Origin of the sequence: Anaerotaenia torta (assembly GCF_050433395.1) — a bacterium.
Lineage (GTDB): Bacteria > Bacillota > Clostridia > Lachnospirales > Lachnospiraceae > Mobilitalea > Mobilitalea torta.
In genome coordinates this window covers 29,360-55,237 of sequence record NZ_JBNPXH010000008.1, presented here as the reverse complement: position 1 = coordinate 55,237, position 25,878 = coordinate 29,360, and the positions used below count along the sequence as shown (strand labels likewise).

Genomic DNA, 25,878 nt, shown 5'->3' with positions numbered 1-25,878 from the left:
TCTTTATTTTTGTTTTATTCCTACTGTTAGTATGCGTCATTTTTCTTAATTTATTAAATGGGTGTCAGGCACCATTCCTGTGGTGCCTGACACCCATACTCGCTGACACCCATACTCTCCCTCAACAATTCCCTTCATACACAAATTTCAGTTTCTGACGTGCAATCCTGGCAAGGCGGTATATTTTCTCCACCGGGGTGGCCTCTCTGTCCTGCATCTTCCACCGCGGGAAGAAGCGCGAGATATGGAGGGGAATATTCGGGTCTATTCCTGCCAGCCAGCAGGATAGCTCCAGCATCTCTTCTTCTCTGTCATTTTCCTCTGGAATGATGAGGGTCGTTACCTCCACATGGCACTGCTCTGCTGCCAGCAAAATCGTACGTTTCACGGTGGCCAGATCCCCTCCCAGCCTATGGTAAAACTCCTCGGTAAAGCCCTTCAAGTCAATATTAAAGGCGTCTATACAAGGAAGCAGCTCCTTTAAGGGTTCCTCACAGATGTAGCCATTGGTCACTGCCACATTCTTAAGATCATGCTTTTTGGCTTCCCAGGCGCAATCACGGAGAAACTCATATCCGATCAGAGGCTCATTATAGGTGTAGGCAATCCCGATATTTCCTCTGGAGCGGAGTGTCAATGCCTTGCGTACCAGCTCTTCACAGGTAATCTCCTGGATCTCGATCTCCTCTTCTCCCACCATGGAGATATCGCAGTTCTGGCAAAAGGGGCAGCTCAAGTTACAGCCATAGCTGCCCACAGACAGAATTCTGCTGCCAGGATAGAAATGATACAGCGGTTTTTTCTCAATAGGGTCTAAAGCAAGGGCTGTCAGCTTCCCATAATTCCCGCTGACAATCTCTCCGCCGCGGTTTATCCTTGCCCTGCATAGTCCGGCATGTCCTTCTTCGATTTTGCAATGATGGGGACAAATTCCACATTCTGCCCTCATTGATGTCTCACCACCTCAAAGCGCTCCAGAGAAATCTTCTCATTATCATAGATTCCTGCCTTTTTCCTGGCAATGGCCACCTGCTGCTCCACGGTATCAATCCCCTCCAGGTTCGGAAGCAGAAGTCCCCGTTTTCTGCCGGAGGTCACAATCACCCCATAACGCTTTACATCCAGCTCTTCCATGGAGGCAATGGGCTCCGCCGGAGCCAGCACGTCCACACTGTAAACCAACTCCTCCAGCTCCTCTTCCGTCACCGGAGGAAACCTGGGATCCTCCTCACCGGCGCTTACGGCATTGCGAAGAATTTCCCTGGCGATACAATCTGTTACCGGCGCTATGGTGCCAATACAGCCCCTGAGACTTCCATGCTTTTTCAAGGAAACAAATACGCCTGCCCGCTTCTTTAACATCTCCTCAGGGAGCCCGTCAGAAAGTCCGGCTTCCTTCCCTGTCATAACATGGGTCTCCAGGGAATGTCTTGCCAAATGCACATAGGGGTCTTCCTTTTTCTGAAGCTCCCTGGCCAGTTCCTTCTGCTTACGTGTAAAGATTGCGGCAAAATCCCGGTCCGGCGCTTCGCCGGTGATCTTGTAGGCGCAGATGCCATATCCCACACCAAAGGTTCCTTCATAGGAGAGAAAATCCGGCTCTACAGACTTCCCGCTGAGGGCTCCTGCCATAATAATAAAGGATCTCAGTCCGCACTCCGCCGCCGATTCACAAAAGTCCGGGGAGAACTCCAGAAGCTTGAGAAAATCTCCCTCCTTTATGGCCTGGGTAATCTGCCGGTCAAACTCCACTCCCTCCTGGGCAAAGCCATAAGGCCCGTCCTCCTTCAGCTTATGGGACAAGTCTCCGCTGGCTACAATGACAATCCTGCGGTCCAGCTTTTGGGCGGTCTTCTCCATGCATTGTCCCAGGCGGTAATGCAGCGGCAGGGATAGCCCGGAGAGCCCCACCCGTACCAGACGGTAATCTTTGTAGTACTGGTTGATAAAATACAGGGGAACCATGGTTCCGTGGTCCAGCTCCGCGTCCTTCTCTCCCAGGGTTCCTGCTTCAATGCCGTCCCGTTCCGCACAGGACTCCAGCGCCCGGACAAATTCCTCATCATAATCGGCCTGCAATTGTACCCCTCCCGCACCGTATTTGCGGAAGCTGCCCCTGGCCCTTTTTCCGGGTGATATGTGAAAATAATCGGAGTACATGATGGAATGCGGCGAGGTAATAATGATTGTGTCCGGCCTCAGTCCGGCGATACGCCTGGCAATCTCACGATAGCAATCAACAGTCTTACTGATCTTCCTTTCCTCACCCCGTCCCACCTCAGGTATAATCAGCGGCGGATGAGGTACGATGAAAGCACCAACCAATGACATAGAACCACCTCTTTCTTGGTTATATTGATTTTAATTTATCGCATTTACAATTATGAAACAATTATATGAAGCTAATTTTTTCTATATCTTAATTATATCCTTTTTTACGAAAGATAGAAAGAGACTTTATCTGTCCTTGTTGACAAACCTACTGGGACAGTTCTGTGCTTCAGTTTATTTACCTTCTTACCATGTTAAACAATTAATTCTATGTCAAATAATGTTGATTTCCAGACTTGTTTAGGTTAAAATATCCATATAGTAAATTACTTGGAAATAATATTCTGTAATTTCCTCTAAAATTGGGGCTTTAGATGCACAGGTTGTGAAATTTTCACTTCTGATCACAGAAACTCATATTGGTATTATCCCCAGTACAAATTTAGACATATAAAATATGCATAAGGATGACGCTACGTGTTGAAAGAAATAAAATATATCAATAAAGGAGGATCGGGGCCATGCCGGCATTCTTATAGCGATTTGTATAGTACAAGGCATGGACATAAGAATGATAATAGGAATATGTGATGACGAACCTTTGGTAGTAAAAATACTTACTCAATTAGTAAATCAGACTTTGGATCAGAAAAAGGTAAATGTAGAAGTGCTGCCCTTTCTATCTGGCTTCTGCCTGCTTGACAGAATAGAAGCACTTGATGCAGTTTTTCTGGACATTGATATGCCAGGGATGGATGGCTTTGAAGTTGGCAGAGCGATCAATAAGGAGAAGCCCTCCTGTAAGATCATTATGGCGTCCGGTAATCCGCAAAGATATAAAGATTCCTTCAAGATAAATGCGTTCCGCTTTATTACAAAGCCTTTTGATTTTGCAGAGATTGAAGAGGCAATAGATTCATTATTAAAAGTAAAAGCGGGTGAAGAAAATTTCTTGCTATACTTAAATTACATCCCTCATGACATATTGCAAAAAAACATTAAATATTTTAGGGCCTTCAACGGATACTGCGAAGCGAAAGTTCAAAATCTTTTTTTCCGCAGAGATTTATCATTAAATGAGGTAGAAAAATTACTAGACCCCCGATTATTCATCCGTATTCATAAACAATATATCGTGAATATGCAACATATTAACAACTATAAAAACATTATAGTAGAAATTAATGGCGAGTTCCTTCCCATATCTCGCCGGAAACAGAAGGAGTTTGAACAAAAATATATTTGCTTTAATGTCAATTACAAGGGGTGATATGATTGAATATCCTAATGGTTTTTATTACGTTTTTTCTACATATATTAGTCTATTGTATTGGTACCTATGTATTATTTAACAAAAAAATACGATGCATTTTGCTTGGTATTTTTCTGTTTATTCTGTCCATGGTGGGATGTTATGTGTCAATCCTACCAATTAGTGATTTATTGTATATTAACATAAGTACAATTGTAATTTGGGGTGTGTTATTAGAAGATACTCTAAGCTGTAAGTTCTGGACTATGATAAAAGGTATCTTTATCATCTCTTGTAGCATAGGAATAATTGAAACTATTCTTGAAACGATATTCTTACACCTTATAAAAAAGCCGCTGACTCCAATGCATATCTTTCTGGTATCCAATATTTTTTTAATTATAGTCTTTCTTTTGATTAACTCAATAAAAGAAAAAGAGTTTATCACAAAAAAAGAACTTACTTATTCCATTTTAATAATTTTCATGATCCTTATGGCAACATCATTAATTGGTATAATTTCAGGCCTTCGTTATGCTGCTCCGTACGTGAATAATAAGACCTTCTCAATGGCTAGCAACATTTTGATAATATTCTCATACCTTAGTATCGTGATCTTAGGAATGTTTATTATTTATACCAGAAATGCAAATACTAATTATAAACACCTGCTGGAAACAGAAGCTTTATTAAGGAGCTTACAAAAGAATCATTATGAAATGATGCTTGCAAAGGAGAGGAGACCAGAGCATTCCGCCATGATATAAGTAACCATATTATGTGCCTAAAAGAAATGGTTAAGAATTCCAGCACAAACGAAGCTTATCTCTATATAAGCCAGATGCAAACTATATTACTTGAGATACAAAAGAAAAGTTATACTGTAGGTAATGAAATCATAGACGCCATTCTTAACTATTATACTCAAGTGCTCGAGGATGATGTTAAGATTTATATAACTGGATTATGTAATGTTAAGTTAGCCATCAACAACGTTGAATTATGCTCCATCGTATCCAATCCATTACAAAATGCCATCGAAGCAATACGTCATCAGAAGCAGGGAAAAAAGTATCTGTATATTCAAATGCATTCTGCACAAGATAATTTTCGAATGGAGATCCGTAACAGCCATGATGCAGACAGTATAACCTTAATTCATGGATTACCATGGACAAAAAATTCGGATAAAAAAAATCATGGTATCGGATTGAAAAATGTACAAAAATTAGTAAAAAAAAATAATGGCGAATTCAAAATTGATATTGAACCAGGAGAATTTAAAATCACACTTGTGTTGCCCATAGCGAAATCTTATTATTTAGGTTAAAAATTACCGCTAAATGAGTTATTAAACCGTTAAACAAGAAATAGTAGATACCCATAATATTCATGTGCTATATTATTTGCAAAGAAGCGAAGTGATCTAATTCTATTAGCACAAACGCTTTCATTATTATTTACGCCACCAGCTTGGCGACAGAATGGAGATTATTATGAATATTGATACATACAATTTATTTGACGAACTATGGAAATTCTTTTTTGGATAATCCCGCCAATAATGGCACAAATATATAATTCAAGCATAGTAGCCTGTAAATATGAGGAGGATTAATGAAAGGATGTAATAAGAAAACATTAGTTTTAACCTTTATTATTTTACTTATATTAACTATATTCATATGGTATCAAGCACCTGTTAGGAAATATGTATGCCTATCTCTATGTTCTCTTGAGGGCAAAAAGACAAACGTTATATTTGATATTAGCTGGAATAAATTTGTTTTTCAACCAGATGAATTAAGAGGAACCTTAACATTTAATGGAAAGATGTATACTAATTTAGAATTCGAACGGGAAGGATTTCTAGATAATTTAGCAAAAAAATTATCTGATTATAAGCGAACACCGTATTTTATATTTTCTACGAATAATATTTCAGATCTTCATCAAGATAATATTCAACTCTTATACTTTAATAAAAATTTTGATCTAGTTTGCATGGCAGTAATACAAGATGGTGACTTAACTACATATTATGGTCCCGCTGAAACTATAGAAGAGGCGAATAAGATATTATCAAAATTAAGTGAATAACAGAATATATGTTAATGATTACATTAATAAAGTTATAAAACCACTACCCATTCACTAAATTCAAAAAGGAGGATTTTATGAAAAAAGGATTTCTGTTTTAGGTACAATTCCTTATGGTTTCCTTATTGACTGGACTTTAGGCAACATATTTAGTGTGCTTGATGGTGTTTCTAATGCCAGCAATGTTATAGCTAGTAGTTCAGAAGCTCTCTATAGAATATTCTGCAGTTCTAAAACAGAAATGGTATACCACTACTTTTATAACAGTCCTTCATGGAAATTAGTTGGTACGTCATCCACGGTAGCTTTTATGAAAACCGACTTTTTTGCAGGAAGTGTTAATGGCAAACTTGTTCACTCTACCAACGGACCCATATCTTGGTCATCGCGTTCTGGTGGAATATGGTATAACTATGTAGAGGCCTATGTTGATGCAAAGTCCAATAATCCTAATTTTCATAAAATTGATAGATTGGGAACATTCACCATTCGCGGTTTCAATCAAACTTTTCAGTACGCCCCTAGATTCTTTGATTATCCCGGATACATAGGGTAAGAGACACTATTATAAACTTCATTAAAGTTTAAAGACTTCATTAAATAATACAATCCATATTTTAGTACAAATGCATAATTAGGGATATATTCAAAAAATAAGTTCCAGAATTCAGCGAAGAATTCTGGAACTTATTTTAAAATATTTTACTTCAAAATTCTGATATACCAATGATAAGAGGCAATATAATTCCTGCCATACCGTCTATGATGCATGGAAAATGCAAATATCCAAAAACCACCGAACAACAGAGTAAGTATTATTAAATTTATCATCATAAAAACAACCTCCTCAATTCATGCTTTATCCATCCTGTTTTATCCAGTCTCTATTCTAATCTTATCTATGGCTAATTATAAAATACCTGCGATATGCCAACTATCACACTAAGGTTAAAACATTGTGAAACCTATGTAAAACAGCAAAATAAAACCAAATCCCCCTCCTCATAGCAAAAGAGTACACTTACACAAATTTAACATAACCTTTACTGTTTCATGCAGGATACATCCTCCGGTAATTGATAATATAAGCATGGATGAAATCAAACAAGATCAATACGAGAGGAATACGGATGAGAACCTAACTATCAGACACGCTGAACTACATCATTGAAAACAAAACCATTAAAAGCGTATTCCAGCCCATCATATCCTTAAAGGATGGCAGCATACTGGGACACGAAGTCTTAAGCCGGATTATATACGAGAGCGCCATCACAAACCCGGAGATGCTGTTTTCCGTCGCCAGTGAGCACGGAAGGCTTTGGGAGCTGGAGCTGCTGTGCAGAACCACCGCACTGAAGGCCGCCTATAAATCAATAGTGCCGCCTTATGATAAAATGCTGTTCCTAAATGTCAACCCCAACGTCATGCATGATGAGAACTTCAAAAAAGGCTTTACCCGGGATTTCTTGCTGCAATTCAATATAAAACCGCAGCATATCGTCTTTGAAATCACAGAGCAGAATGTCATTCTCGACATGCAGTGCTTCCTGTCCGCTATCTGCCACTACCGGGGGCAGGGCTATACCGTCGCCATCGATGATGCCGGCGCCGGATACTCGGCCTAAATCTCATCAGCGATATCAATCCCAACTACATTAAGCTGGATATGAAGCTGATCCGCGGCATCCACCAGGATGGGCTTAAATATGCCTTGGTCAAGGGTATGGCCGAGCCGTCCAAAATATCACGGATTAATTTAATCGCGGAAGGCATCGAATCCTATGAAGAGCTGAAAACCCTCATTGAACTTGGCGTGCAGTACGGGCAAGGCTTTTATATCCAAAGGCCATCAGAAAAAATCATGGATATACCCATTTCACAGACGGAACCGTGCGCCTGATGAGCGATAAAGCCTATGTAAAGGACGCTTTAAACGGCGAAGCTGCAATCTCGGAGGTGGTGATCAGCAGAGTTACCATAAAGCCGGAGATTGAGGCCACCGTACCAGTATGGAAGGACGGGAAGGTGGCCGCCGCATTGATTGCCCGCATGGGGGCGGATTACCTGTGCGGAATAACCGAAGATATCGGATACGGAGACAGCGGGTACGCTTTCATCATGAACCGCTCCGGAACAGTAATCGCCCATCCCGATATTCAAAAGGTCACCCCCAGCGTTACAACCCGGTGAAGGAAAGTGAGGACAAGGCTTATGATAAAATTCTGGAGGAAGGGGCCGGAGCCGTCACCCTCCATATGACAGACGGTATCGTATATGCCGGTTTTGCACCGGTGGGCGGCACAGACTGGCGGTTTGTCGTCACCGCAAAGGAAGAAGAGATAATGTCCGCCATTCCTTCTATGCTGGCCAGAATTACAGCTGCCATGATCGCCGTATCCCTGGTCAGCCTGATCCTTGTATTCCTAATGGCCGCCCGGCTTACAGGCCCCCTGATTGCGCTGACAAAGCATTCCGAAAAAATCGGCGGATTGGATATCCGGGAGAATATTGAGGAGAAATACCTCAGCCAGAAGGACGAGATCGGCACCTTATCGGGAGCCTTCCAGTCCCTGACGTTAAATCTCCGGGATATCATCACGGAGATCACTCACTCCTCCCACCGGGTGTCAGGCACCGCCATGGATCTTTGAAAACAGAGTATCTGTTAAGACATTTGCAAAAAAGCCACTATGAAATCATGCTTGCAAAAGAAGAAGAAACCAGAAGTTTCCGTCATGATATTAGTAACCATATCATGTGCCTCGGTGAGATAACGAAAACCGGTAATTTGACAGAAGCAACTCGTTACATAGAGCAAATGCAAACCGCATTATCGGAAATACAGAAGAAGAGCTATATCACAGGTAATGAAATCCTTGATGCCATTCTAAGCTATAATATTTATCGGTTAGGAGATGGTGTAAATATTCATATAGCCGGCTTCTGCAATGGCATATTAGATGTCAGCAACGTTGAATTATGTTCCATTTTATCAAATCCGTTACAAAATGCGGTTGAGGCACTGATCCGCCAGCAAGAGGGAAGAAAGTATTTGAATATTCATATGCATTCCACTCCGAATAATTTTCAACTGGAAATCCAAAATAGCTTTGATCCGGAAGATAATATTATGATTAATGGATTGCCGTATACAAAAAAGCCGGACAATAAAAATCATGGAATTGGGTTGAAAAATGTTAAAAGATTAGTAGAAAAAAATAATGGATTATTCCAGCTTGATATTCAGCCTGGGGAGTTTAATGTCTTAATTATATTGCCTATGAAAGAATGTATCTGCTAAGTTCGGTATAGAGGCCTAACCGTTAAGGGAGTTATCTGACCGTTAAAGGAGTAATACTTGATATCCATAATATTCACGTGCTAGAGTGTAGATGAGAAGGTGAATATTATGGATAAATTTGTATCAACATGCGGATTATTGGAAGATTTAATCAGGCTTATTTTTGGATAATTTTTATAATACTGATGCAAAAAACCTCTATATTTTTCATGTATAATCATTAATACTTTTGAAAAATATGATTATTTTTTTCGGGAGTGTTTATGAAAATTCACTTACCTTGAACAAAAAAGTTTATTTGCGAAACTGGAAACAATCCGAAGATATGCTTATTATGTGAAAAACCGCATGGCCTTCAGTAAGGAGGAAAAATGAATACGTTTGTAGGAAATGTATATGAAGAGCCTAATAAACTTGATGCAACTGTTACCATAAATGGCGCCTGCATGATCCATCATTGATAGGTGATGAGGATGTGATAATAAAAATAGAAACGGTCTAATTAAAGGAGGAAATAATGAATGTCCTTACTGTAACCTTAAATGTTGTGTTGTCACTGGTGGTTCCTTTTACATTAATTGTGACAGGGTTCTATTTGAAAAACCATATAAAAGTGGAGATAGGCTCTAACGGCATTTCGGTCCCTGCCGCAAAAAAATCATTAGAAAAATGGTTGTATGCGCAGATTATCGGTTACTGCATAACTGTCAAATTTGGATTTGTATCATTAATATTGTCCGTATTTGCCGACATTCTTATATTAATTTTTGGCAGTAATACAGATATCGCGGCATTTGTGGGTAACGGAATAGGATTTGCGTTCGTTTTCGCTGCGCTTATTGTTGTTGAAAAACGTGTAAGCGATTTCCCGCTGAATATCGATGTTACAGATAATAATATGCTTACTGATCTTTGGATTAAAATTGTCTATAAACTTATAGAAGCTCGTGAGTATGAAAAACTTGAAAGGTTTGTCAATGAAAGTCATTATAACAGGGATTCTCTGAGCATGTACATGGACGATTGACTGTTCAAGGCTTTTTATTATTTAACCTTTTTTTGTTGATTTATTCAGCTTCCACGATACCTTTTTTAGAATTGAGAAATAAACCAGCTGCAGTTAAAGGCGTCAAGATCCTTTGCTGCAGCTCTTATTTTATTTCAAAATTCTGGTATACCGTAAGCGGCAAATAAAAAGCATCTTTTTATTTGCCGCTTACGATTAATCCTATAACTGCATCGTATTCCTATAGATAGAGGATTACCCTCCATAATGGCTTCGTTAAACCTTAGTGAAACTTAAACTATGCCTCCTTTACTTTGTCTGTTCATCAAAGTACCTGCAAATTGATTCTTCACAGGTGAAAACAGGAATGGTCTCCATGGGGCAGGCAGCATCGATTACCTGACCGCCCTGATACTCCTTTTTGCTCCACACATCGAACCAGGTCTTTCCCTTTGGAAGATAAACTGTTCTGGAGGTCAATCCGGAATGCATGACGGGAGCAACAAGCACTTTATCACCAAACATATATTCATCCGAACTATTCCAGCACTCCTCGTCCTCGGGGAAATGGTAGAACATCGGGCTGATTACCGGTGTTCCTTTTTCATGTGCGGCAGTCATGGTATCAGAAATATACGGTTTCAGATTCTCCCGGATCAACATATACTTCCTGCAGATATCATAGACCTCATCACCATAGGACCATACCTCATTGGGACCACCGGACCCGCATCTGCCGCCCCTTACATTACTCATGGGAGGGGTATGGGGTTCACGGTCTCCGTGCAGCCTCATGACAGGGCAGAAGGTGCCATACTGGAACCAGCGGACAAGCACCTCCCGGAAGGAAGGATCGCTGGGATTTCCTCCATGGAACCCGCCTATATCTGTGGTCCACCAGGGAATACCGGCAATCGCCATGTTCAGCCCTGCCGCAAATTGATTCCTCATACTCTCAAAGCTGGAATGTATGTCTCCTGACCAAACGAGGGCACCGTACCTTTGTGAACCGGCCCAGGCACACCTGAGAAGATTCACAATATTCTTCTGCCCTTCCTTCTCCATTCCTTCATAAAAGGTCTGTGCATAGCTTCTCGGATAAATATTGCCGATTTGTACATTCGGCCCCAAATGATAACGATAGTTATCAAAATCATAAAAGCTGTATTCCGGCTCGGCTTCATCCAGCCAGAAAATCTTAATTCCTTTTTTATAATAATTCTCTTTTACCTTAGACCACACAAAATCCCTTGCTTCCGGATTCGTCGCATCATAATGGAGCGTATCATTAAATACCCTCAGACCATTGGGAAAGCCTCTCTCACAGTTAATGAGCAATCCCCTTTCTCTCATTTCTCTAAAGTTCTCACTGTTGTAATCCACCGTGGGCCAGATGGAGACCATCAACTCAATGCCCATTTCCTTCAGCTCGGCTACCATGGCCTCCGGATCCGGCCAATATTCTTCATCAAATTTCCATTCACCCTCCAAGGGCCAGTGAAAGAAGTCGACGACAATCACGGAAATAGGGAGATTTCTTCTCTTGTACTCTCTGGCCACAGATAAAAGCTCCTCCTGTGTCTGATATCTCAGCTTACACTGCCAGAAGCCCATTCCATAATCCGGCATCATGGGAGCCTTTCCCGTTACATCAGCATAATTTTCTTCAATCTCCGCCGGTGTATCCCCCGCTGTGATCCAATAATCTATTATCTTTGTCGAAACCGACCTCCATGATGTGAGATTGGTTCCAAAGGTGACACTTCCAATCCCGGGGTTATTCCACAGGAAGCCATAACCTAAGGAAGAAAGGACAAAGGGAACACTGGCCTGTGAATTCCTATGGGCAAGCTCCAGCTCACAGCCCTTTAAATTAAGAATCGGCTGCTGATACTGTCCCATACCAAAGAGTTTTTCCTTCGGATCCGATTCAAACCGGACCGTTGTAGAGAAATCGCCGCCAAGAATCGGCCTGTGTTCTCTTGCATCCAGATCCAGGGCACTGCATTTCGGTGAATTGATATCACTGCGGTTTCTTACGAATTCCTCCAGCAGCACTTTCCCTTTCTCATTCCGAAATGTGATCTTGCCGTTTTTTGTAACATGGGCATGGATTTTCCCGTTCTTTATTACCGCATGGTTTTCTCCCAGGGTGATCGCCCCATGAACGCTTTGCTTTTCCCCCAATGCCCAGTCCTCCGGAGGCATTACAGCCTGCTTTGTTGATCTTACCCGCAGAGCATTCTTCCCCCAGGCCTCCAGCCAGACTTTTTCATTATTATTAATTATGATCAGCCGATTTCCCTCTTGCTTTAAAATTGCCATATCATTTTACCTTCCTTTCACGGCTACTCTTTAGCGACACCAAGCATAATACCTGTTACAAAATACTTCTGTAAAAACAGACACATTACCAGCATCGGTATCATCGCTATAGGCGCCTTAGCGGCACCCGATAGTTTCCTCCTTCCATTTCTATTCACATCCATGGAATAATATAAAGTTTGATATATAAACTTTATCACACTATTAATCTTATTGCAATATTGCCGGACTGTTGTAGATTTTTCCCGGAATGGATGAATTGAATGTATTTCATTTATTTACATTTGTCATGGTATGATCCTATTGCTTTATTGATTGAATATTTATATAATAAAGACGTAGTGAACAGGATGCGGGCCTGCTCGTGACCCTGTGATCAGAGCCAGAGATCATGAACCTGATTTTGATTTATGATCTAATAAGGATTAAATATAACAAATCTGGAGAACAAACCATGAGTAAATTGTCCTTTAAAGGGTTTTGCATTGAATATTACAGCAAACATATTAACCTTCCCAGCAATGAGGTCTATGCCCTGTTTAAAAAGAAAGGCTTACTTGATCTTATTGATACCGATTATGACGACCTGCACGGTATGGGCATGGAATATCTGATGCAACTGTTTGATCAATACCTGGGGGTAAAGAAATTATGATTGTATACCACGGAACAACTCTTGAAATCAAACAACCGGCAGTCATTAAAGGCTCTTTGAAATTCAAAACCAGCTATATCGCAAGGAGTTGAGCCTATGGATCAAAGCACTACACGAGCAACCATCTTACCGGTGATTATACAATTAATAATGGATCGATACCAATTAGACGAAGCCTCCGCGCTGGATGCATTCTATACTTCAGCTACCGGAGCTAATTTCTCCGATGATGAGACCGGCTTATACGGCCAATCCCCTCTCTACATCTTTGGATTATATATTAACGAAACAGAGAAATAAAATAAGCTGCAGCACAAGGGACCAATCCTTTGCTGCAGCTTTTCTTTTACTTTAAAATTCTTGTATACCAATGATAAGAGGCAATATAGTTCCTGCCATATCGTCTGCGATGAATGGCAAATGCAAAAATCAAAAAACCTCCCAACAACAGAGTAAGTATTATTAAATTTATCATCATAAGATCAACCTCCTCAATTCATGCTTTCTCCATCATGTTTTATCCAGGATCTAATCCAATCCTATCCCATCCTATCTATGACCTAATTATAAAATACCTGTGATCCGCTAACTATCACATTAAGGTTAAAACAATGTGAAACCTATGTAAAACAGCAGAATAAGGTAGAATACACTTACACAAATTTAACATATTCTTTACTGTTTCATGCAGGATACATCCTCCCGTAATTGATACTATTAAATAAAAAATCAATACGAGAGGATACGAATGAAGACCGAACTATCAGATACACTGGACTATATTATTGAAACCAAAGCCATTAAGAGCGTATTCCAGCCCATTATATCCTTGAAGGACGGCAGCATACTGGGACACGAAGCCTTGAGCCGGATCACATATGACAGTTCCATTAAAAGCCCCGAGATGCTGTTTTCCGTTGCCAGTGAGCACGGAAGGCTCTGGGAGCTGGAACTGCTGTGCAGGACAACTGCACTGAAGGCCGCATACAAATCAATGGTGCCGCCTTATGATAAAATGCTATTCTTAAATGTTAATCCCAATGTCATGCATGATGAGAACTTTAAAAAAGGGTTTACCAGGGATTTCTTATTACAATTCAATATAAAACCGCAGCACATCGTCTTTGAGATCACAGAACGGAATGTAATTCTCGACATGCAGGGCTTCCTGTCCGCCATTAGCCACTACCGGGGGCAGGGCTATACCGTCGCCATCGATGATGCCGGCGCCGGTTATTCCGGTTTAAATCTCATCAGCGATATCAATCCCAACTACATTAAGCTTGATATGAAGCTTATCCGGGGCATCCATCAGGATGGGCTCAAATACGCGCTGGTCAAGGGTATGGCAGAACTGTCGAAAATATCACGGATTAATTTAATTGCAGAAGGCATCGAATCCTATGAAGAGCTGAAAACCCTCATTGGACTTGGCGTGCAGTACGGACAGGGTTTTTATATCCAGAGGCCGTCGGAAAGTATCATGGATATACCGGAGGGATTAATCTCCGCCATTCGAAAGCTAAGGCAAAAAAGACACCGCCCCGGGAGACGATGCAACACTCCAATGGATTATATAAAGGGGGTTCTTATGGGAGGGACAGATAGATGAACAGTATTAAGGCAAAGCTGATTTTCTTTTCCGCGTTACTGGCGGTTTCCATTGCGGCATTGATCGGGGTAATCGCTATTTCGGCAGGGAAAAAGGCCCTTAAGGAGGAAGCGGAGTATTCCTTACAGCTAGTGGCTTCCGAAAGTGCAAAGCTTACCCAGAGCCGGATCAGTTCTATGATTTCTTCCCTCACCATGATTTCCAAAAACACGGAGATAATGGATATGGGATGGGAGGCAGATACCGAAATTCTTCTGGAGGAACTGAATAAAACAGAGTTCTTAGATATCGGCTATATTCTCCCAAACGGTTACACCCATTTTACTGATGGAACTGTGCGCCTGATGAGTGACAAAACCTATGTAAAAGATGCTCTGGACGGCAGAGCGGCAATCTCGGATGTGGTGATCAGCAGAGTTACCATAAAGCCCGAGATAGAAGCCACCGTGCCTGTATGGAAGGACGGGGAGGTAGTTGCCGCATTGATTGCCCGTATGGGGGCGGATTATCTGTGCGGAATAACCGAAGACATCGGATACGGGGAAAGCGGGTACGCCTTTATCATGAACCGCTCCGGAACAGTAATTGCCCATCCTGATATCCAAAAGGTCACCCAACGGTACAATCCGGTGAAGGAGGGTGAGGACAAGGCTTATGAAAAGATCCTGGAGGAAACGGCCGGAGCCGCCACCCTCCATATGAGCGATGGTATTGTGTATGCCGGTTTTGCACCGGTAAGCGGCACAGACTGGCGCTTTATCGTCACTGCAAAGGAAGAGGAGATTATGTCTGCCATTCCTTCTATGCTGGCCAGAATTATAGCAGCCATGATCGCTGTATCCATCGTCAGCCTGGGTCTTGTATTTCTAATGGCCGTCCGGCTTACGGGGCCTTTGGCCGCTCTGACAAAGCATTCCGAAAAAATCGGGAAACTGGATATCCGGGAAAATATTGCGGAGGGGTATCTTAACCAGAAGGATGAAATAGGAACCTTATCCGGAGCCTTCCAGTCCTTAACCGCAAATCTCCGGGATATTATCACGGAGATTACCCGATCCTCCCATCAGGTGTCAGACACCGCCATGAATCTGGCCTCCTCTTCGCGGCAATCCTCCCTGGCCTCCGAGGAAATATCAAGGACCGTTGACGATATCGCCATGGGAGCCCAGAATCAGGCAAAGCACACAGAGGAAGGTATGGCACAGGCAAAGGTGCTGGAAACCAGAATAACAGTAAATCATCAATGTATGCAAGAACTTAACGCCTCAACCGATCAGGTGCTGTGTCTGGTCAATGCAGGATTGGAGGATGTGGAAAGGCTGTCCTTACTCACAAGAGAAAGTGATGCAGCAACAAGAAATGCCTGTGACAGAATGCAGTCCATGAAGCAAAGCTCCGCCCAGATCAGCAAGGCAAGCAGTATTATTACGGAAATGGCAAGTCAGACAAATCTCATTGCCCTGAATGCCACTATAGAGGCGGCAAGGGCTGGGGAAGCCGGCCTCGGCTTTGCCGTGGTGGCAAGAGAAATTCAGATCATGGCAGAAAAATCGGCCGCGTCAGCAAAAAGCATAGATAAAATACTGAACGGCCTGATTAAGAACGTCGAACTGGTGGTAGAAAATATGAACCAGGTTCTGGCCGCCTCTCAGGATCAGCAAAGAGGCGTATCCGATACCATGGAAAGATACCGGAGCATCTCGGAAGCAATGAAGGCATCGGAAACAGCGGTACAGAAATTGAACCGCTCGGAGCAGGATATGGAAAGTGCTAACAGTGAGATACGTCAGATGCTGCACTCCATGTCAGCCATAGCCATGCAGAACGCAGCCGGAACAGAACAGGCCGCAGCTGCCGTCGAGGAGCAATCGGCAGCCGTTCAGGATATTGCAGAAATATGCGATCAGCTGAAAGGACTTTCGGAAGGATTGAGAACCATGGTAAACCGGTTCTGTGTCTAATATCAGGCCGCCACAGTAAGCTGCAGAACGGATCTTCCCTGTTTCCAAAGGCGCAGATACACATCCCTGCATTTATTGAATTTTGCAAACATGCGTACCGCTTCACATTCATTGCAGTATACCTTCCAGCATCCGCAGCATTTGCTGTTCTGTCCCGCATTCTGGATGAAGCCAATCACATCCCCAAGGGGGTATCCGAGAAAGATTCCGATTTCATGCGGGAAATCCTCCGACTCGGACAAGCGCCCCTTCAGCCGCTTCAGGGCATATTCCGCATCCGTGCCGGTGTAGCCGTAAGACGCCAGAAAATAAGCCACTCCGGGCCTTCTCAGATCCTGTTCCAGCTTTGACTTCCGGCATACATAAATAAGCGCCTTATTGTTGCGTCTGCGCAATACAATCAGCTCCAGGCCTTTCTCCCGAAGCTGCATATTCCATTCTGCTATACCCTCCTGCATTTCTTTCTCTCCGGTATAGGTAAAGCTGAAGAGATTAGCTGTTTTTAACGAAGCCAGCGTCGGAGCGCAATGTTCAATTAAGTGCCGTTCCAACATATCCGCTCTTCCTCCTGTCATCAGGAATCCGAAGTGTTTTCAGAAAATGTTTCACAAAATCGATATCCTCCCGGCTTCCTGATCCACTGATCTTTCTTATAATAGGTATCTCATAAAGATTGTTGATCTTGTCTGCCGCTTTGCAATAGAAGGGGCCGAATCTTTTGCTTCCGTTTACCACCACACCAAGTACATAGGTCCTGTGCTGGTCTAAAAAACGGCTGGTGGTCTCCGGGATTTTACCCAGGCCGACATTGCGGGTGACAAGAATGCAAGGCTCATCCACGCCCTGCCCGACTGGCTGCACCGGATATCCCAATGCCTCGGCAAATTCCTTTCCCAAACCGGTTAAACTGTCATAAACAATTATCATACAAACTCCTTCATATCTCTCTTAAAAAATATTTCTAAGTAAAATCGCATTCAGTTAGCATTCGCTAACCATTATATTATATATAAAACATAAATGAAATGCAAGTAATAAATGCGTAGAAATAAAATAGTCGGAGTGGTGATACAGAACTTGTGCTTTTGCATTGCACAGTCTATAATTGTAATACAAATAGATCATGCGGGGTAATAAAGATTATTTATATACTATCCATAAAGGAGTGAAGCCCTGCGATGAAAGGTTTCCTTCCCGTCTTACAAGAAAAATTGAGGCCCGCCTTCCCCGAATTGCTGTCATGGAAATCACGGATAAGTACTACCGGGACAAAGACTAAATTTATGTCATGATCCAAGGCAGGGACGATTGCGTCATAATATGGAATAGAAAAACCGGAGATGATTTTGAAGCGGAATGGCTGGAAGATTATGAAAAGCTTGTGCTTATTTTTTTTCTATAGTATGATAGATACATATTGATAAAAAAGTATCAAAAACAAAAGACTACAATCTGATCAAAGTGAGGTGTATTTTCATGCATTTACAGGAATCCGGGGAAATGTATCTTGAAACCATTTTAATATTGTCGAAAAAAAGCGGCGCAGTCCGTTCCATCGATGTCAGTGAATATATGGGATATTCCAAGCCCAGTGTCAGCCGTGCTGTGGGGCTTTTGAAGAATGCCGGATATATTACTGTAGATGCAGAAGGCCTCCTCTTTTTGACGGAAGAGGGTCACAAAATCGCCAGCAAAATATATGAGCGGCACACCCTGCTGACCGATTTTTTAATCCGCCTCGGTGTCAACGAGAAGACTGCCGCCGAAGATGCATGTAAAATAGAGCATCACATCAGTGATGAGACCTTTTCCGCCATAAAAAAATACGCAAACCATTGAAGCCACCCTCCTTCAAAGGCTTTTACAACTTTATCTTCCACAATCAAGAATCTGTCAGCAACCTTTTCTGTCAACCTCCGGTCATGTGTAATTATTCGGATTGCAGTTTCTTCAGCAGAAAACCGCATAGGATAACCGCCGCCAGGAAGATAACCGCCAAAGGCCACAGATTGTCAAAACGAAAACCGCCGTCTGTCATCAATTGATATCCCCATGTCGCTGGAATCATTCTCCCCACACCCTTAAAGAACCCTGGGAGTAAATCAACCGGAAACATAATTCCCGACAGCATCATGGAGGGCAGAAATATTATTTGTGAAATCATGGTGAGCTTCGCCTGGTTTTTCACCAATAGCCCCAGAACACTCCCGATACTTAAGGATGCCACAATCAGAACCGCCAGGGAACCGAAGTACAGCGCCGGATTTGCCGGTGACGCCGCTCCGAACGCAATAGGGGCAACAATGTATATTATGGCGCACATTATCAGCAGGTGGACAAATGCCGATAAAAACATGGAAACCAGCCCAAGATACAAGGGCACTCCGTTGGCCTTATACACTTTCTTTATATCACTTCCGTATATCTCCGTGAGAGAAGGCGGCAGGCCGATGAAGGCGCCCATCGATACCCCCAGCACCGTCATGGACTGTATCAGCGTAGCCTTTGCCTCGGGGTTTACAGAGGTGAATATCCCCCCCATAACAGCAAAGAACAAAAGAGGAACCACATAACAGGTGATTAACAGGGCTTTGCTCCGTATATCCAGCTTCCATTGTAATACCGCTCCGTACCAAAATGCATTCATTCGCCATTCCCCCTCGCCATCTCGATAAAATGCTGCTCCAGCGTTCCCCTGTCTATTTTAATATCCTGTACGGCAATTCCCCGCTGCTTGAACTCTTCCAGCACTGTCAGCATGGTATCCCCAATGTCTTCGGCTTCAAATGTCTCATCCCCCTGCCCGGTCTTGATGTGAATGATATATCGTTTGCTGATTTTTGAGGTGAGCTCCGCAACCGTGCCCAAGAAGACGATCCTTCCCTCATTCAAAATCGCAATGCGGTCACACAGGCTTTCCACCTCCGCCATATCGTGACTGGCTAAAACAATTGTCTTTCCCTGGGCTTTCAATTCCCGGACCTGTTCATGGAGCGACATTCTGCCCTCCACATCCAGCCCGGCCGTCGGCTCGTCAAGAAATACGATGTCCGGGTTGCTGATTAAAGCGAGGGCAAGGTGCAAACGCCGCTTTTGCCCCGTGGACATATCCATGTATATTTTTTTGGCCAGCTGGTCAATCCCAAGAGCGGTAAGCATGGAATGATCTATTTTCGTTTTATTCCATTTTGCAAATAACCGCACCGCTTCCATGGGCTTAATATGAGCCGGGAGGGATGAGGATTGCAGCTGGATTCCCATCCTGCCATTCACCTCGATGCTGCCGCCCTCATACTTTCGTAAGCCCTCGATGCATTCCAGGGCCGTGGTCTTGCCTGCGCCGTTCACACCTAGTAAGCCAAAGATTTCACCCTTCCTGACATCAAAGCTCAAGCCCTTCAACACAGCGTGATCCCCATAGCTTTTCTCCAATCCGTCAATCTGTATCGCGTAACTCATTTTTCTCCCTCCCCCAGCGGATTATAGTCTAATGTGGTGAAATAGGCGCCCAAAGCCGGTTCAATAAAAGCGTTGGCCATGGCTTGCTTTTGTTTCCATTCATCGTTCATGCCGCCGGAGCTTACCATCTGTATGAGCTGGGACAGTATATTCATGTCTCCCCCCGTAAATTCCATAATCATATCCCAAAACTCTCTGGCAAAGCTCTGCCCCTTCTCACTTTCAGGCAGCACCCCTTCCTTCTGAAGCCTCATGGCCTCCTCGAGAAGATGCGTAAAAGTGTCCATGATTACCATGGCGCTGTCTTTATCGAAGCGGCTCCGAAAATGATCCAGAGTCTTATCATCGAGATGCTTGATGAGCCAGTAGAACTTATTTTTCATTTGCAGATTGACGATAATATCCGCGTATTTCTTGAAATCCACCGCCTGCATCTGCAGCACTTCCCCTTGCAATGCTTCTATCTCCTTCAGGGATTCTGACAGGGCCTCTATCTTTTCCCGTATGGCAGCGGCCTGCTCCGTAAGCGCTTCCGCAACATCCGCGGGAGTATCCAGCGAGATCAGACGGTTCTTTATGTCCTCCAGTGAAAACCCCAGATGCTTCAGTGACAGAATTTGATGGAGTTTAACCACATCCTTGTCTGTATAAAGCCTGCGGCCGCCTTCGCTCTCTGACGAAGGGGAAAGAAGACCCTCTTTGTCATAATACTGCAGGGTACGGACGCTGACCCCCATTTTCTTTGCAACCTCGCCAACCGTCATATAGCCTTCCGGTATCGCTTTATATTTTCCCATCGTTACATCCATGCCCTTTTTGCCGCGTAAAACTGCCTTAATACCGCATAAAGCTGCCTTGATACCGCTCAAAACGGCCTTGTAGATGCCGGCATGGAACCGGTCCCCCCTTCGTTGATCTATTCTGTTTCCTGCAACCGCATAGCTCCTGTCAATATTATAATATATGACGCTGCGTCACATACAAGATATTTCTAATTTTATACCATTTTATTTTTGTATTTATGGTATATTACTACCCAGCAACAAAAAAGCATCATGCCCTATATCTGATATGATGCTTTTTTGTTGGAAGCCCTCTTCCGGTTTTTATATCACAGGAGCCTGTCCCAGAGACAGCACCTTTTCCGCTTCCTTATGATCTCGTGATTAAAACCGCATCTTCGGCATTATTCCCGGTTGGATATCCTGAAAATCGTTACTGAATGCTTTGCAAATTCATATTCAAAGGAATTCTCACCCTTCAAGGACAGCTCCTTCTCCCTGGGGAGAACCGCCTCAGGACGGTCAAAATCATTGACGGCATCCAGCTCATGGCCTTCCAGGCACCAGACGGAGCCCCTTGCCGGACTGGCATTGACGATTTCTATCTCGGCTTTCCGGTCTCTGTCTGAAACATTGACCGCTTTAATGATAATATCTCCCGCTTCCTCCATGCTGGCGGAATAGTATACAGGCTCAAGGACAACCGGCTTGCTCTCAATCCGGTGACTGGCAACTCCGTCTACAAAGGCCTGAATCCAGCGTCCCTGTATCTTTAATTCAAGAAGGTATTCCCTCTCCCGTTCCACCGAGAGCAGATATTGGCTGAGACAGGAATTCCTCCCATTGATATCCTCTGTGATTATACTATCCTGATTCTGCCATCCTCCCAGCTCCCAGGTATATTTATTCCTGTCATCCTTTAAGCCGAAATAAATGCGGAATCCCTTATATCCTTCCTTTTCTCTGGCTTTCAGCTTAATCGTGTAATTCACGCCGCCCATACCGGTCAGAGTCTGGGTCTGGCTCTCCTTCAGACAGCAGGCATCAAAGCTTTGTATCTCGCCGGTATCCTCATTGATGATCTGAATATCACTGTACTCCACATGAGACTGGTTCGCTGCCAGGACGATGTCTCCGCTTATCCTGTCCGGTTCCCTGTCTGCCATAATATTCTCCGGCATATCCTCCCCGCGGATCTCCAGCAGCCGGTCACCCTGGTGGTGCATGAACAGCTTCTGTACATAATAATTGGCCGTCCCGTATACCTGATGGTTATTGAACCAGATCAGATCCGGCCTCCAATTGACATAATCCGCATGGCACAGCATCGGAGCATAGCAAGCCAGAGCCACGGCTTCTGCATTCCTTTCCAGCCCGATCATATAGGAGGCTTCCACCAAAGCATTATAATAAGTATTGCCCCAGGAAGCATATTCTCCAAGGAACACCTTCGGATCGGTCTTGAGAAAGCTGTCATACCGGTGATGATTCGCCAGAAACCATTCCGGCGCACAATAATAGTGTTCGTCCACCAGATCCGAACCATTCTCCCTGGAGGACTTCCAGCCCCTGTCATATTCCCCTCCGGCGGCAAAGGGCCCGCTGGTATTGATGATCTTAATCTCCGGGTATCTCTCTTTCACCGCTTTATGGATGATGGCATACCGTTCAAAGAAACCTTCTCCCACCTCTTCATTGCCAATCCCTATATACTCCAGTCCAAAAGCTGCCTCATGCCCCATCTCCATCCGTTTCCTGCCCCAGGGGGTGGAGCTGTCCCCATTGGCAAACTCAATCAGATCCAGAGCATCCTCAATCCAGGGCTGAAGCTCATCCAGGGGCGCGGCCCTGTAGTGATGGGGGTCATAGCCTGCAGGCAGTACCGGAACCGGCTTTGCCCCGATATCTTCACAGAATTGAAAATATTCATAAAACCCAAGTCCAAGAGTCTGATTATAACCCCAATTATTTCTTCTTGCGGGCCTGTCCTCCAGAGGGCCGATGGTGTTCTTCCAGCGGTACTGGGAATCCCTCACCTCTGAATCCAGCGAACCGTCATGCACCAGGCACCCTCCGGGGAAGCGCATGAACTTCGGCTTAAGCTGGGCCAGCTTTTCCGCAATATCCCTTCTCATGCCATTGCGCCTGCCTTTAAAGGTATCCTTCGGGAACAGCGATACAAAATCAAAATACACCTTTCCCCTGCCCTGAACCGTAAGTGCCAGCCGCCCGCTGTGATCCGTACAGGGCGCAGTAATTTCCAGCTCATATTTCTTCCACTCCCGATCCGGAAAGATCTCCTGCTTTACATAAACCTCTCCGTCCGCACTTCGGAGGGAGATAACAACCGGCTGATCCATATCCTGCTCTCTCTTGGCATAGCAGGTAAAATAATAGCTGTTCCCCTGAAGGAGCGGTATTCCTGTGCTAAAGCCCAGATTCTGCACTCCCACATCCCTTCCGGGAACCAGAACATCCACCGCCAGATAATGAGGATTCTTATTGCTCACCGGATTCCCCGTCTCCAGAATCAGCCTGGCCTCTCCGTCCTTCTCTATCTTCTCCCAGGCCGTCAGCCCATGATAATTGGGGTTATCCACCTCGGCAAACTCAAAGGATCTGTTTTGAACCAGCTCTGCGTATAAACCTCCGTCCGCCGCATGATTCAGATCCTCGAAGAAGATACCGAACAGATCGCCCAGGCTCTCCCCCTGCTTACCGGCATCCACTTTAATCTTCATAATTACTCCATTTCTCTGCCAAAGGGCAGTATAACAGCAGGCGGCAGATTTTCCGCCCTATGCTGGATATAGTAAATTACAGCTGCAAATTCCCTTCCATCCCTTCAAATTCAATTACTCTCCTGCTTCCATTCTTCAGCAAAAGAGTTACCGGTCCATAGCCTCCGCAGCCTTCCCGGTCCGTATATTCCACCGAAGCGATGGGGAAGAGTTCTTCCTCCGTAAAGTCCTCCAGGCTCTCCTTCGTAATTACCTGGGAGATCATTACATAAGGCTCATATCCATACTGCTTCCTTCTGGCAAGGCTTCCATAGACCACAATGGATTTGGCGGAATCCGGATTGGTTCCTTCGCTGTGCAGGAGGTCAATCTCATCCCAGCCGTCATACAGCGTCATGGCAAGCTGCTTCTCCCTGCCGGTATAATCATGCCCCTTTAAGATTATGGCTCTTGCCTTGCACTGCAATTCATTGCAGGGAGCCATAAGCTCGCTGCCTCGTTTTAAGAAGGTGTTCTCCCGCCGTACCGCCTCTGTCCCGTTATCCGGAAAACCGTAGGCCCCCAGCGTCAGGGAGATGGGTCTGCGGTGCAGGCGCAGCTTGTCCACCCGGAGGATTCCGTAAGGTACCGGAAAATCCGCAAGATTCACGGCCTGTATCCAGGTGCTCTCCTTGGAGATGTCGTAATCAAAAAACTGTCTCCGGTATAGAATCCCTTCTTTCCTTCCATGCCAGAAGGTAACATTGGCCTTGGCGCATTCTCCGGAGGTGATATCCTTCAGCACATACTGCTGTGCTTCCACTTCCTTTGATGGCGCGGATTCCCACGGATATTTGCTGTTGAAGCAGAGCTTGGAATAATTCCACATGCCATGCTCATCCCCTCGGTTTCGAACCACCTTTCCGGTACGCAGAATCGTCTCCCCGTTGGCTCCGTGGTTGGTAAAGCAAAGAGCCGGGCCGTTCAATAGAGTCTCCTTGACCTCTGTTTCCCCAAGCCGCTGCCAGGTGCCGTTGTTCTCCCTGGCAGTCCAGAAGGGATGCTCTGCCGGCAGGTGCAGGCAGAGGAAGGCTTTCCCCAGCCAGAAGGGCGATTCCGCACAGGAATACCCTTGCACCAGCGGGGTAAACTGTCCGTAGAAGCCCAGGGTAGGAACCCCTTCATGCAGGAAGTCCTCTCTGGTGAAAAACTGCATCAACGAGCCCGATGCAATGCGCCTTGCCAGTCCTGGATCCGCTTTGGAATTCCTGAGCATCATATTTGCGTCAAAAGCGCAGGTGGCCGCATTTCTATAAATATTACTGCGTCCCCACATATTGGTAAACCCATCCCGGTCAAAGAAGTCTCCGTAGGTCTCCATCAACTGATTGGAATTCTCTTCAAATCTCTGTGCCAGATAAGGCTCCTTTTCATAGCCGTACCACAGGTTCCAGATGGGTGCATATACATGAAAGGCCCAGCAGGAGTAATAATCAAAGGAATGCCCGTCCCGGTACCATCCGTCGCCTGCATAGTAATTCAGAATTGCCTGGGCATGATCCCTCATAATATCCTCGTCGATGGGATATCCCTCCCGGTATAAGAAGGCCATATCCAGCATATTGAACAGGCGCCAGTTCTGGGGAACCGTATTGGCATGGGCATAGCCGGTCAGAAAAGCGGCGATGGTATCCTTTTCCTCCTTCGTATAGGTGTCCCAGATCTCCGCCTTACAGCTCCACAGGCACAGTACCAGGGCGCAGGTTTCCACCGTCTGCTGGAAGGGCCTGAAGGGGTCCCGGCTTCCCGATAGCTCCATCTGCTCCTCATAGCTCCCGACAGAATTCGCATCGCTGCTGGTACACGCCCGCAGCACCTGTTCCTTATAGTAATCTCTGAGTCTGTAATTGCAGATGACCGCGTCCGGCTTATTATGAAGCAGCGGTGCCGCCAGCAAGAAGGATCTGGCCAGCCCCTCGAAAATCTCCGCTCTCCGCTCGGTTTCTCTCTGCTTCTCCGGGACATTTTTATGAGGATAGCTGACCTCTGTTTCCTTTCTTGGCATAATCACGGGGTCATGAATTGATTTAATATTGCGAAAAATGCCGGTTAAAAGGTACTCCGCTGCCTCAAGCCAGCTTTCCCTGGTAAGTCCCGTGTAAGGGCTTAATTCATAATCTAATGTTTCGGGCTGAAATATCATCTCTTTTAACCTTGCTCCCTTCCTGCTGCAGCCGGTATGGACAGCCGGCCCTGTCATGATTCTATATCTCATATGATACAACATTTCTCCGGGTAATTCCATGAATATTGTCTCAGAAATGTTGCTGCTGATTTAGATTCTGTATTACGATCAGAAACAATAGCTTGCAGCAGGAAAAATTATGTGTTACAGTAAATTCATTACAAAAGCATAACCGGCGCTGACGAC

The 25,878-nt window shown here is 44.4% G+C and carries 23 protein-coding genes and 1 pseudogene; 14 read left to right on the top strand and 10 right to left on the bottom strand.

Features of this window, described 5'->3' with window-relative positions; all coding sequences use genetic code 11:
- Window positions 1-121 precede the first annotated feature (121 nt).
- Both amrS and amrA read right to left on the bottom strand, forming a co-directional pair.
- Window positions 122-949 (bottom strand): AmmeMemoRadiSam system radical SAM enzyme, encoded by an 828-nt coding sequence (amrS, locus tag HNQ56_RS13855; RefSeq protein ID WP_429147202.1) that lies wholly within the window; start codon window positions 947-949, stop codon window positions 122-124.
- A complete protein-coding gene (gene amrA, locus HNQ56_RS13850) occupies window positions 946-2,331 on the bottom strand; it encodes an AmmeMemoRadiSam system protein A (protein WP_429147200.1) in 1,386 nt (461 codons plus the stop codon). Before amrA ends, amrS begins: the two co-directional genes overlap by 4 nt.
- A 511-nt stretch (window positions 2,332-2,842) precedes the next feature.
- On the opposite strand from amrA, the gene HNQ56_RS13845 reads away from it, so the two are divergent.
- From HNQ56_RS13845 to HNQ56_RS13805, 9 genes and pseudogenes are all read left to right on the top strand, one after another.
- A complete protein-coding gene (locus tag HNQ56_RS13845) occupies window positions 2,843-3,541 on the top strand; it encodes a LytR/AlgR family response regulator transcription factor (protein WP_429147197.1) in 699 nt (232 codons plus the stop codon).
- A 146-nt stretch (window positions 3,542-3,687) separates the two neighbouring features.
- Window positions 3,688-4,290, top strand: coding sequence for a hypothetical protein (locus HNQ56_RS13840; RefSeq protein ID WP_429147196.1), 603 nt, complete (start codon window positions 3,688-3,690; stop codon window positions 4,288-4,290).
- A 74-nt stretch (window positions 4,291-4,364) separates the two neighbouring features.
- Window positions 4,365-4,853: a GHKL domain-containing protein gene (locus HNQ56_RS13835; protein ID WP_429147194.1), complete on the top strand. Its 489-nt coding sequence runs from the start codon at window positions 4,365-4,367 to the stop codon at window positions 4,851-4,853.
- Window positions 4,854-5,140: 287 nt separating this feature from the next.
- Window positions 5,141-5,623: a hypothetical protein gene (locus HNQ56_RS13830; RefSeq protein WP_429147192.1), complete on the top strand. Its 483-nt coding sequence runs from the start codon at window positions 5,141-5,143 to the stop codon at window positions 5,621-5,623.
- Window positions 5,624-6,777: 1,154 nt separating this feature from the next.
- Window positions 6,778-7,526: pseudogene (locus tag HNQ56_RS13825) on the top strand (EAL domain-containing protein).
- Window positions 7,526-7,816 carry a cache domain-containing protein gene (locus tag HNQ56_RS13820; protein ID WP_429147189.1) on the top strand — a complete coding sequence of 97 codons (291 nt, stop codon included), beginning with the start codon at window positions 7,526-7,528 and terminating at the stop codon, window positions 7,814-7,816. Before HNQ56_RS13825 ends, HNQ56_RS13820 begins: the two are co-directional and overlap by 1 nt.
- Entirely contained in the window at window positions 7,813-8,277 is a 465-nt protein-coding gene (locus HNQ56_RS13815; protein WP_429147187.1) for a PDC sensor domain-containing protein, read from the top strand. Before HNQ56_RS13820 ends, HNQ56_RS13815 begins: the two co-directional genes overlap by 4 nt.
- Window positions 8,274-8,927: a sensor histidine kinase gene (locus tag HNQ56_RS13810; protein WP_429147185.1), complete on the top strand. Its 654-nt coding sequence runs from the start codon at window positions 8,274-8,276 to the stop codon at window positions 8,925-8,927. The genes HNQ56_RS13815 and HNQ56_RS13810 overlap by 4 nt, the downstream gene beginning before the upstream one ends.
- A 517-nt stretch (window positions 8,928-9,444) precedes the next feature.
- Window positions 9,445-9,954 carry a hypothetical protein gene (locus tag HNQ56_RS13805; RefSeq protein ID WP_429147183.1) on the top strand — a complete coding sequence of 170 codons (510 nt, stop codon included), beginning with the start codon at window positions 9,445-9,447 and terminating at the stop codon, window positions 9,952-9,954.
- Between the two features lie 288 nt (window positions 9,955-10,242).
- Here the strand turns inward: HNQ56_RS13805 and HNQ56_RS13800 are convergent, their stop codons facing one another.
- Complete coding sequence (locus HNQ56_RS13800) at window positions 10,243-12,258, bottom strand: glycoside hydrolase family 31 protein (RefSeq protein WP_429147180.1); 2,016 nt, start codon at window positions 12,256-12,258, stop codon at window positions 10,243-10,245.
- Between the two features lie 454 nt (window positions 12,259-12,712).
- On the opposite strand from HNQ56_RS13800, the gene HNQ56_RS13795 reads away from it, so the two are divergent.
- The 4 genes from HNQ56_RS13795 (at window position 12,713) to HNQ56_RS13780 (ending at window position 16,486) form a co-directional block, all read left to right on the top strand.
- Complete coding sequence (locus tag HNQ56_RS13795) at window positions 12,713-12,913, top strand: DUF3791 domain-containing protein (protein WP_429147177.1); 201 nt, start codon at window positions 12,713-12,715, stop codon at window positions 12,911-12,913.
- Window positions 12,914-13,009: 96 nt separating this feature from the next.
- Window positions 13,010-13,213 (top strand): hypothetical protein, encoded by a 204-nt coding sequence (locus HNQ56_RS13790; protein ID WP_429147175.1) that lies wholly within the window; start codon window positions 13,010-13,012, stop codon window positions 13,211-13,213.
- Window positions 13,214-13,661: 448 nt separating this feature from the next.
- On the top strand, window positions 13,662-14,525 hold the full coding sequence (locus tag HNQ56_RS13785) for an EAL domain-containing protein (protein WP_429147174.1): 864 nt from the start codon (window positions 13,662-13,664) through the stop codon (window positions 14,523-14,525).
- Window positions 14,522-16,486: a methyl-accepting chemotaxis protein gene (locus tag HNQ56_RS13780; RefSeq protein WP_429147171.1), complete on the top strand. Its 1,965-nt coding sequence runs from the start codon at window positions 14,522-14,524 to the stop codon at window positions 16,484-16,486. The genes HNQ56_RS13785 and HNQ56_RS13780 overlap by 4 nt, the downstream gene beginning before the upstream one ends.
- A gap of 2 nt (window positions 16,487-16,488) precedes the next feature.
- On the opposite strand, the gene HNQ56_RS13775 is transcribed toward HNQ56_RS13780, so the two are convergent.
- Together HNQ56_RS13775 and HNQ56_RS13770 are read right to left on the bottom strand one after the other, a co-directional pair.
- Complete coding sequence (locus tag HNQ56_RS13775) at window positions 16,489-17,040, bottom strand: DUF3793 family protein (protein WP_429147169.1); 552 nt, start codon at window positions 17,038-17,040, stop codon at window positions 16,489-16,491.
- Window positions 17,018-17,413, bottom strand: coding sequence for a class Ib ribonucleoside-diphosphate reductase assembly flavoprotein NrdI (locus HNQ56_RS13770; RefSeq protein WP_429147166.1), 396 nt, complete (start codon window positions 17,411-17,413; stop codon window positions 17,018-17,020). Before HNQ56_RS13770 ends, HNQ56_RS13775 begins: the two co-directional genes overlap by 23 nt.
- Before the next feature lie 549 nt (window positions 17,414-17,962).
- Between HNQ56_RS13770 and HNQ56_RS13765 the strand changes: the two genes are divergently transcribed.
- Window positions 17,963-18,325, top strand: coding sequence for a metal-dependent transcriptional regulator (locus tag HNQ56_RS13765; RefSeq protein ID WP_429147164.1), 363 nt, complete (start codon window positions 17,963-17,965; stop codon window positions 18,323-18,325).
- Between the two features lie 91 nt (window positions 18,326-18,416).
- Here the strand turns inward: HNQ56_RS13765 and HNQ56_RS13760 are convergent, their stop codons facing one another.
- From HNQ56_RS13760 to HNQ56_RS13740, 5 genes are all read right to left on the bottom strand, one after another.
- Window positions 18,417-19,133 (bottom strand): ABC transporter permease, encoded by a 717-nt coding sequence (locus HNQ56_RS13760; RefSeq protein ID WP_429147161.1) that lies wholly within the window; start codon window positions 19,131-19,133, stop codon window positions 18,417-18,419.
- Window positions 19,130-19,945 carry an ABC transporter ATP-binding protein gene (locus tag HNQ56_RS13755; protein ID WP_429147158.1) on the bottom strand — a complete coding sequence of 272 codons (816 nt, stop codon included), beginning with the start codon at window positions 19,943-19,945 and terminating at the stop codon, window positions 19,130-19,132. The genes HNQ56_RS13760 and HNQ56_RS13755 overlap by 4 nt, the downstream gene beginning before the upstream one ends.
- Window positions 19,942-20,742, bottom strand: a complete 801-nt coding sequence (locus HNQ56_RS13750) for a MerR family transcriptional regulator (RefSeq protein ID WP_429147155.1) — start codon at window positions 20,740-20,742, stop codon at window positions 19,942-19,944. The genes HNQ56_RS13755 and HNQ56_RS13750 overlap by 4 nt, the downstream gene beginning before the upstream one ends.
- A gap of 389 nt (window positions 20,743-21,131) precedes the next feature.
- Window positions 21,132-23,468 carry an alpha-L-arabinofuranosidase C-terminal domain-containing protein gene (locus tag HNQ56_RS13745; protein ID WP_429147152.1) on the bottom strand — a complete coding sequence of 779 codons (2,337 nt, stop codon included), beginning with the start codon at window positions 23,466-23,468 and terminating at the stop codon, window positions 21,132-21,134.
- A 76-nt stretch (window positions 23,469-23,544) separates the two neighbouring features.
- Window positions 23,545-25,722 carry a DUF2264 domain-containing protein gene (locus HNQ56_RS13740; protein ID WP_429147149.1) on the bottom strand — a complete coding sequence of 726 codons (2,178 nt, stop codon included), beginning with the start codon at window positions 25,720-25,722 and terminating at the stop codon, window positions 23,545-23,547.
- Window positions 25,723-25,878 lie beyond the last annotated feature (156 nt).

Bases quoted from the DNA above. Each gene is read 5' to 3' on its own strand.
- amrS (WP_429147202.1), bottom strand. From the start codon at position 949: ATGAGGGCAGAATGTGGAATTTGTCCCCATCATTGCAAAATCGAAGAA.
- amrA (WP_429147200.1), bottom strand. From the start codon at position 2,331: ATGTCATTGGTTGGTGCTTTCATCGTACCTCATCCGCCGCTGATTATA.
- HNQ56_RS13845 (WP_429147197.1), top strand. From the start codon at position 2,843: ATGATAATAGGAATATGTGATGACGAACCTTTGGTAGTAAAAATACTT.
- HNQ56_RS13835 (WP_429147194.1), top strand. From the start codon at position 4,365: ATGCAAACTATATTACTTGAGATACAAAAGAAAAGTTATACTGTAGGT.
- HNQ56_RS13830 (WP_429147192.1), top strand. From the start codon at position 5,141: ATGAAAGGATGTAATAAGAAAACATTAGTTTTAACCTTTATTATTTTA.
- HNQ56_RS13820 (WP_429147189.1), top strand. From the start codon at position 7,526: ATGAGCGATAAAGCCTATGTAAAGGACGCTTTAAACGGCGAAGCTGCA.
- HNQ56_RS13805 (WP_429147183.1), top strand. From the start codon at position 9,445: ATGAATGTCCTTACTGTAACCTTAAATGTTGTGTTGTCACTGGTGGTT.
- HNQ56_RS13800 (WP_429147180.1), bottom strand. From the start codon at position 12,258: ATGGCAATTTTAAAGCAAGAGGGAAATCGGCTGATCATAATTAATAAT.
- HNQ56_RS13795 (WP_429147177.1), top strand. From the start codon at position 12,713: ATGAGTAAATTGTCCTTTAAAGGGTTTTGCATTGAATATTACAGCAAA.
- HNQ56_RS13790 (WP_429147175.1), top strand. From the start codon at position 13,010: ATGGATCAAAGCACTACACGAGCAACCATCTTACCGGTGATTATACAA.
- HNQ56_RS13785 (WP_429147174.1), top strand. From the start codon at position 13,662: ATGAAGACCGAACTATCAGATACACTGGACTATATTATTGAAACCAAA.
- HNQ56_RS13780 (WP_429147171.1), top strand. From the start codon at position 14,522: ATGAACAGTATTAAGGCAAAGCTGATTTTCTTTTCCGCGTTACTGGCG.
- HNQ56_RS13775 (WP_429147169.1), bottom strand. From the start codon at position 17,040: ATGTTGGAACGGCACTTAATTGAACATTGCGCTCCGACGCTGGCTTCG.
- HNQ56_RS13770 (WP_429147166.1), bottom strand. From the start codon at position 17,413: ATGATAATTGTTTATGACAGTTTAACCGGTTTGGGAAAGGAATTTGCC.
- HNQ56_RS13765 (WP_429147164.1), top strand. From the start codon at position 17,963: ATGCATTTACAGGAATCCGGGGAAATGTATCTTGAAACCATTTTAATA.
- HNQ56_RS13760 (WP_429147161.1), bottom strand. From the start codon at position 19,133: ATGAATGCATTTTGGTACGGAGCGGTATTACAATGGAAGCTGGATATA.
- HNQ56_RS13755 (WP_429147158.1), bottom strand. From the start codon at position 19,945: ATGAGTTACGCGATACAGATTGACGGATTGGAGAAAAGCTATGGGGAT.
- HNQ56_RS13750 (WP_429147155.1), bottom strand. From the start codon at position 20,742: ATGGGAAAATATAAAGCGATACCGGAAGGCTATATGACGGTTGGCGAG.
- HNQ56_RS13745 (WP_429147152.1), bottom strand. From the start codon at position 23,468: ATGAAGATTAAAGTGGATGCCGGTAAGCAGGGGGAGAGCCTGGGCGAT.
- HNQ56_RS13740 (WP_429147149.1), bottom strand. From the start codon at position 25,722: ATGAGATATAGAATCATGACAGGGCCGGCTGTCCATACCGGCTGCAGC.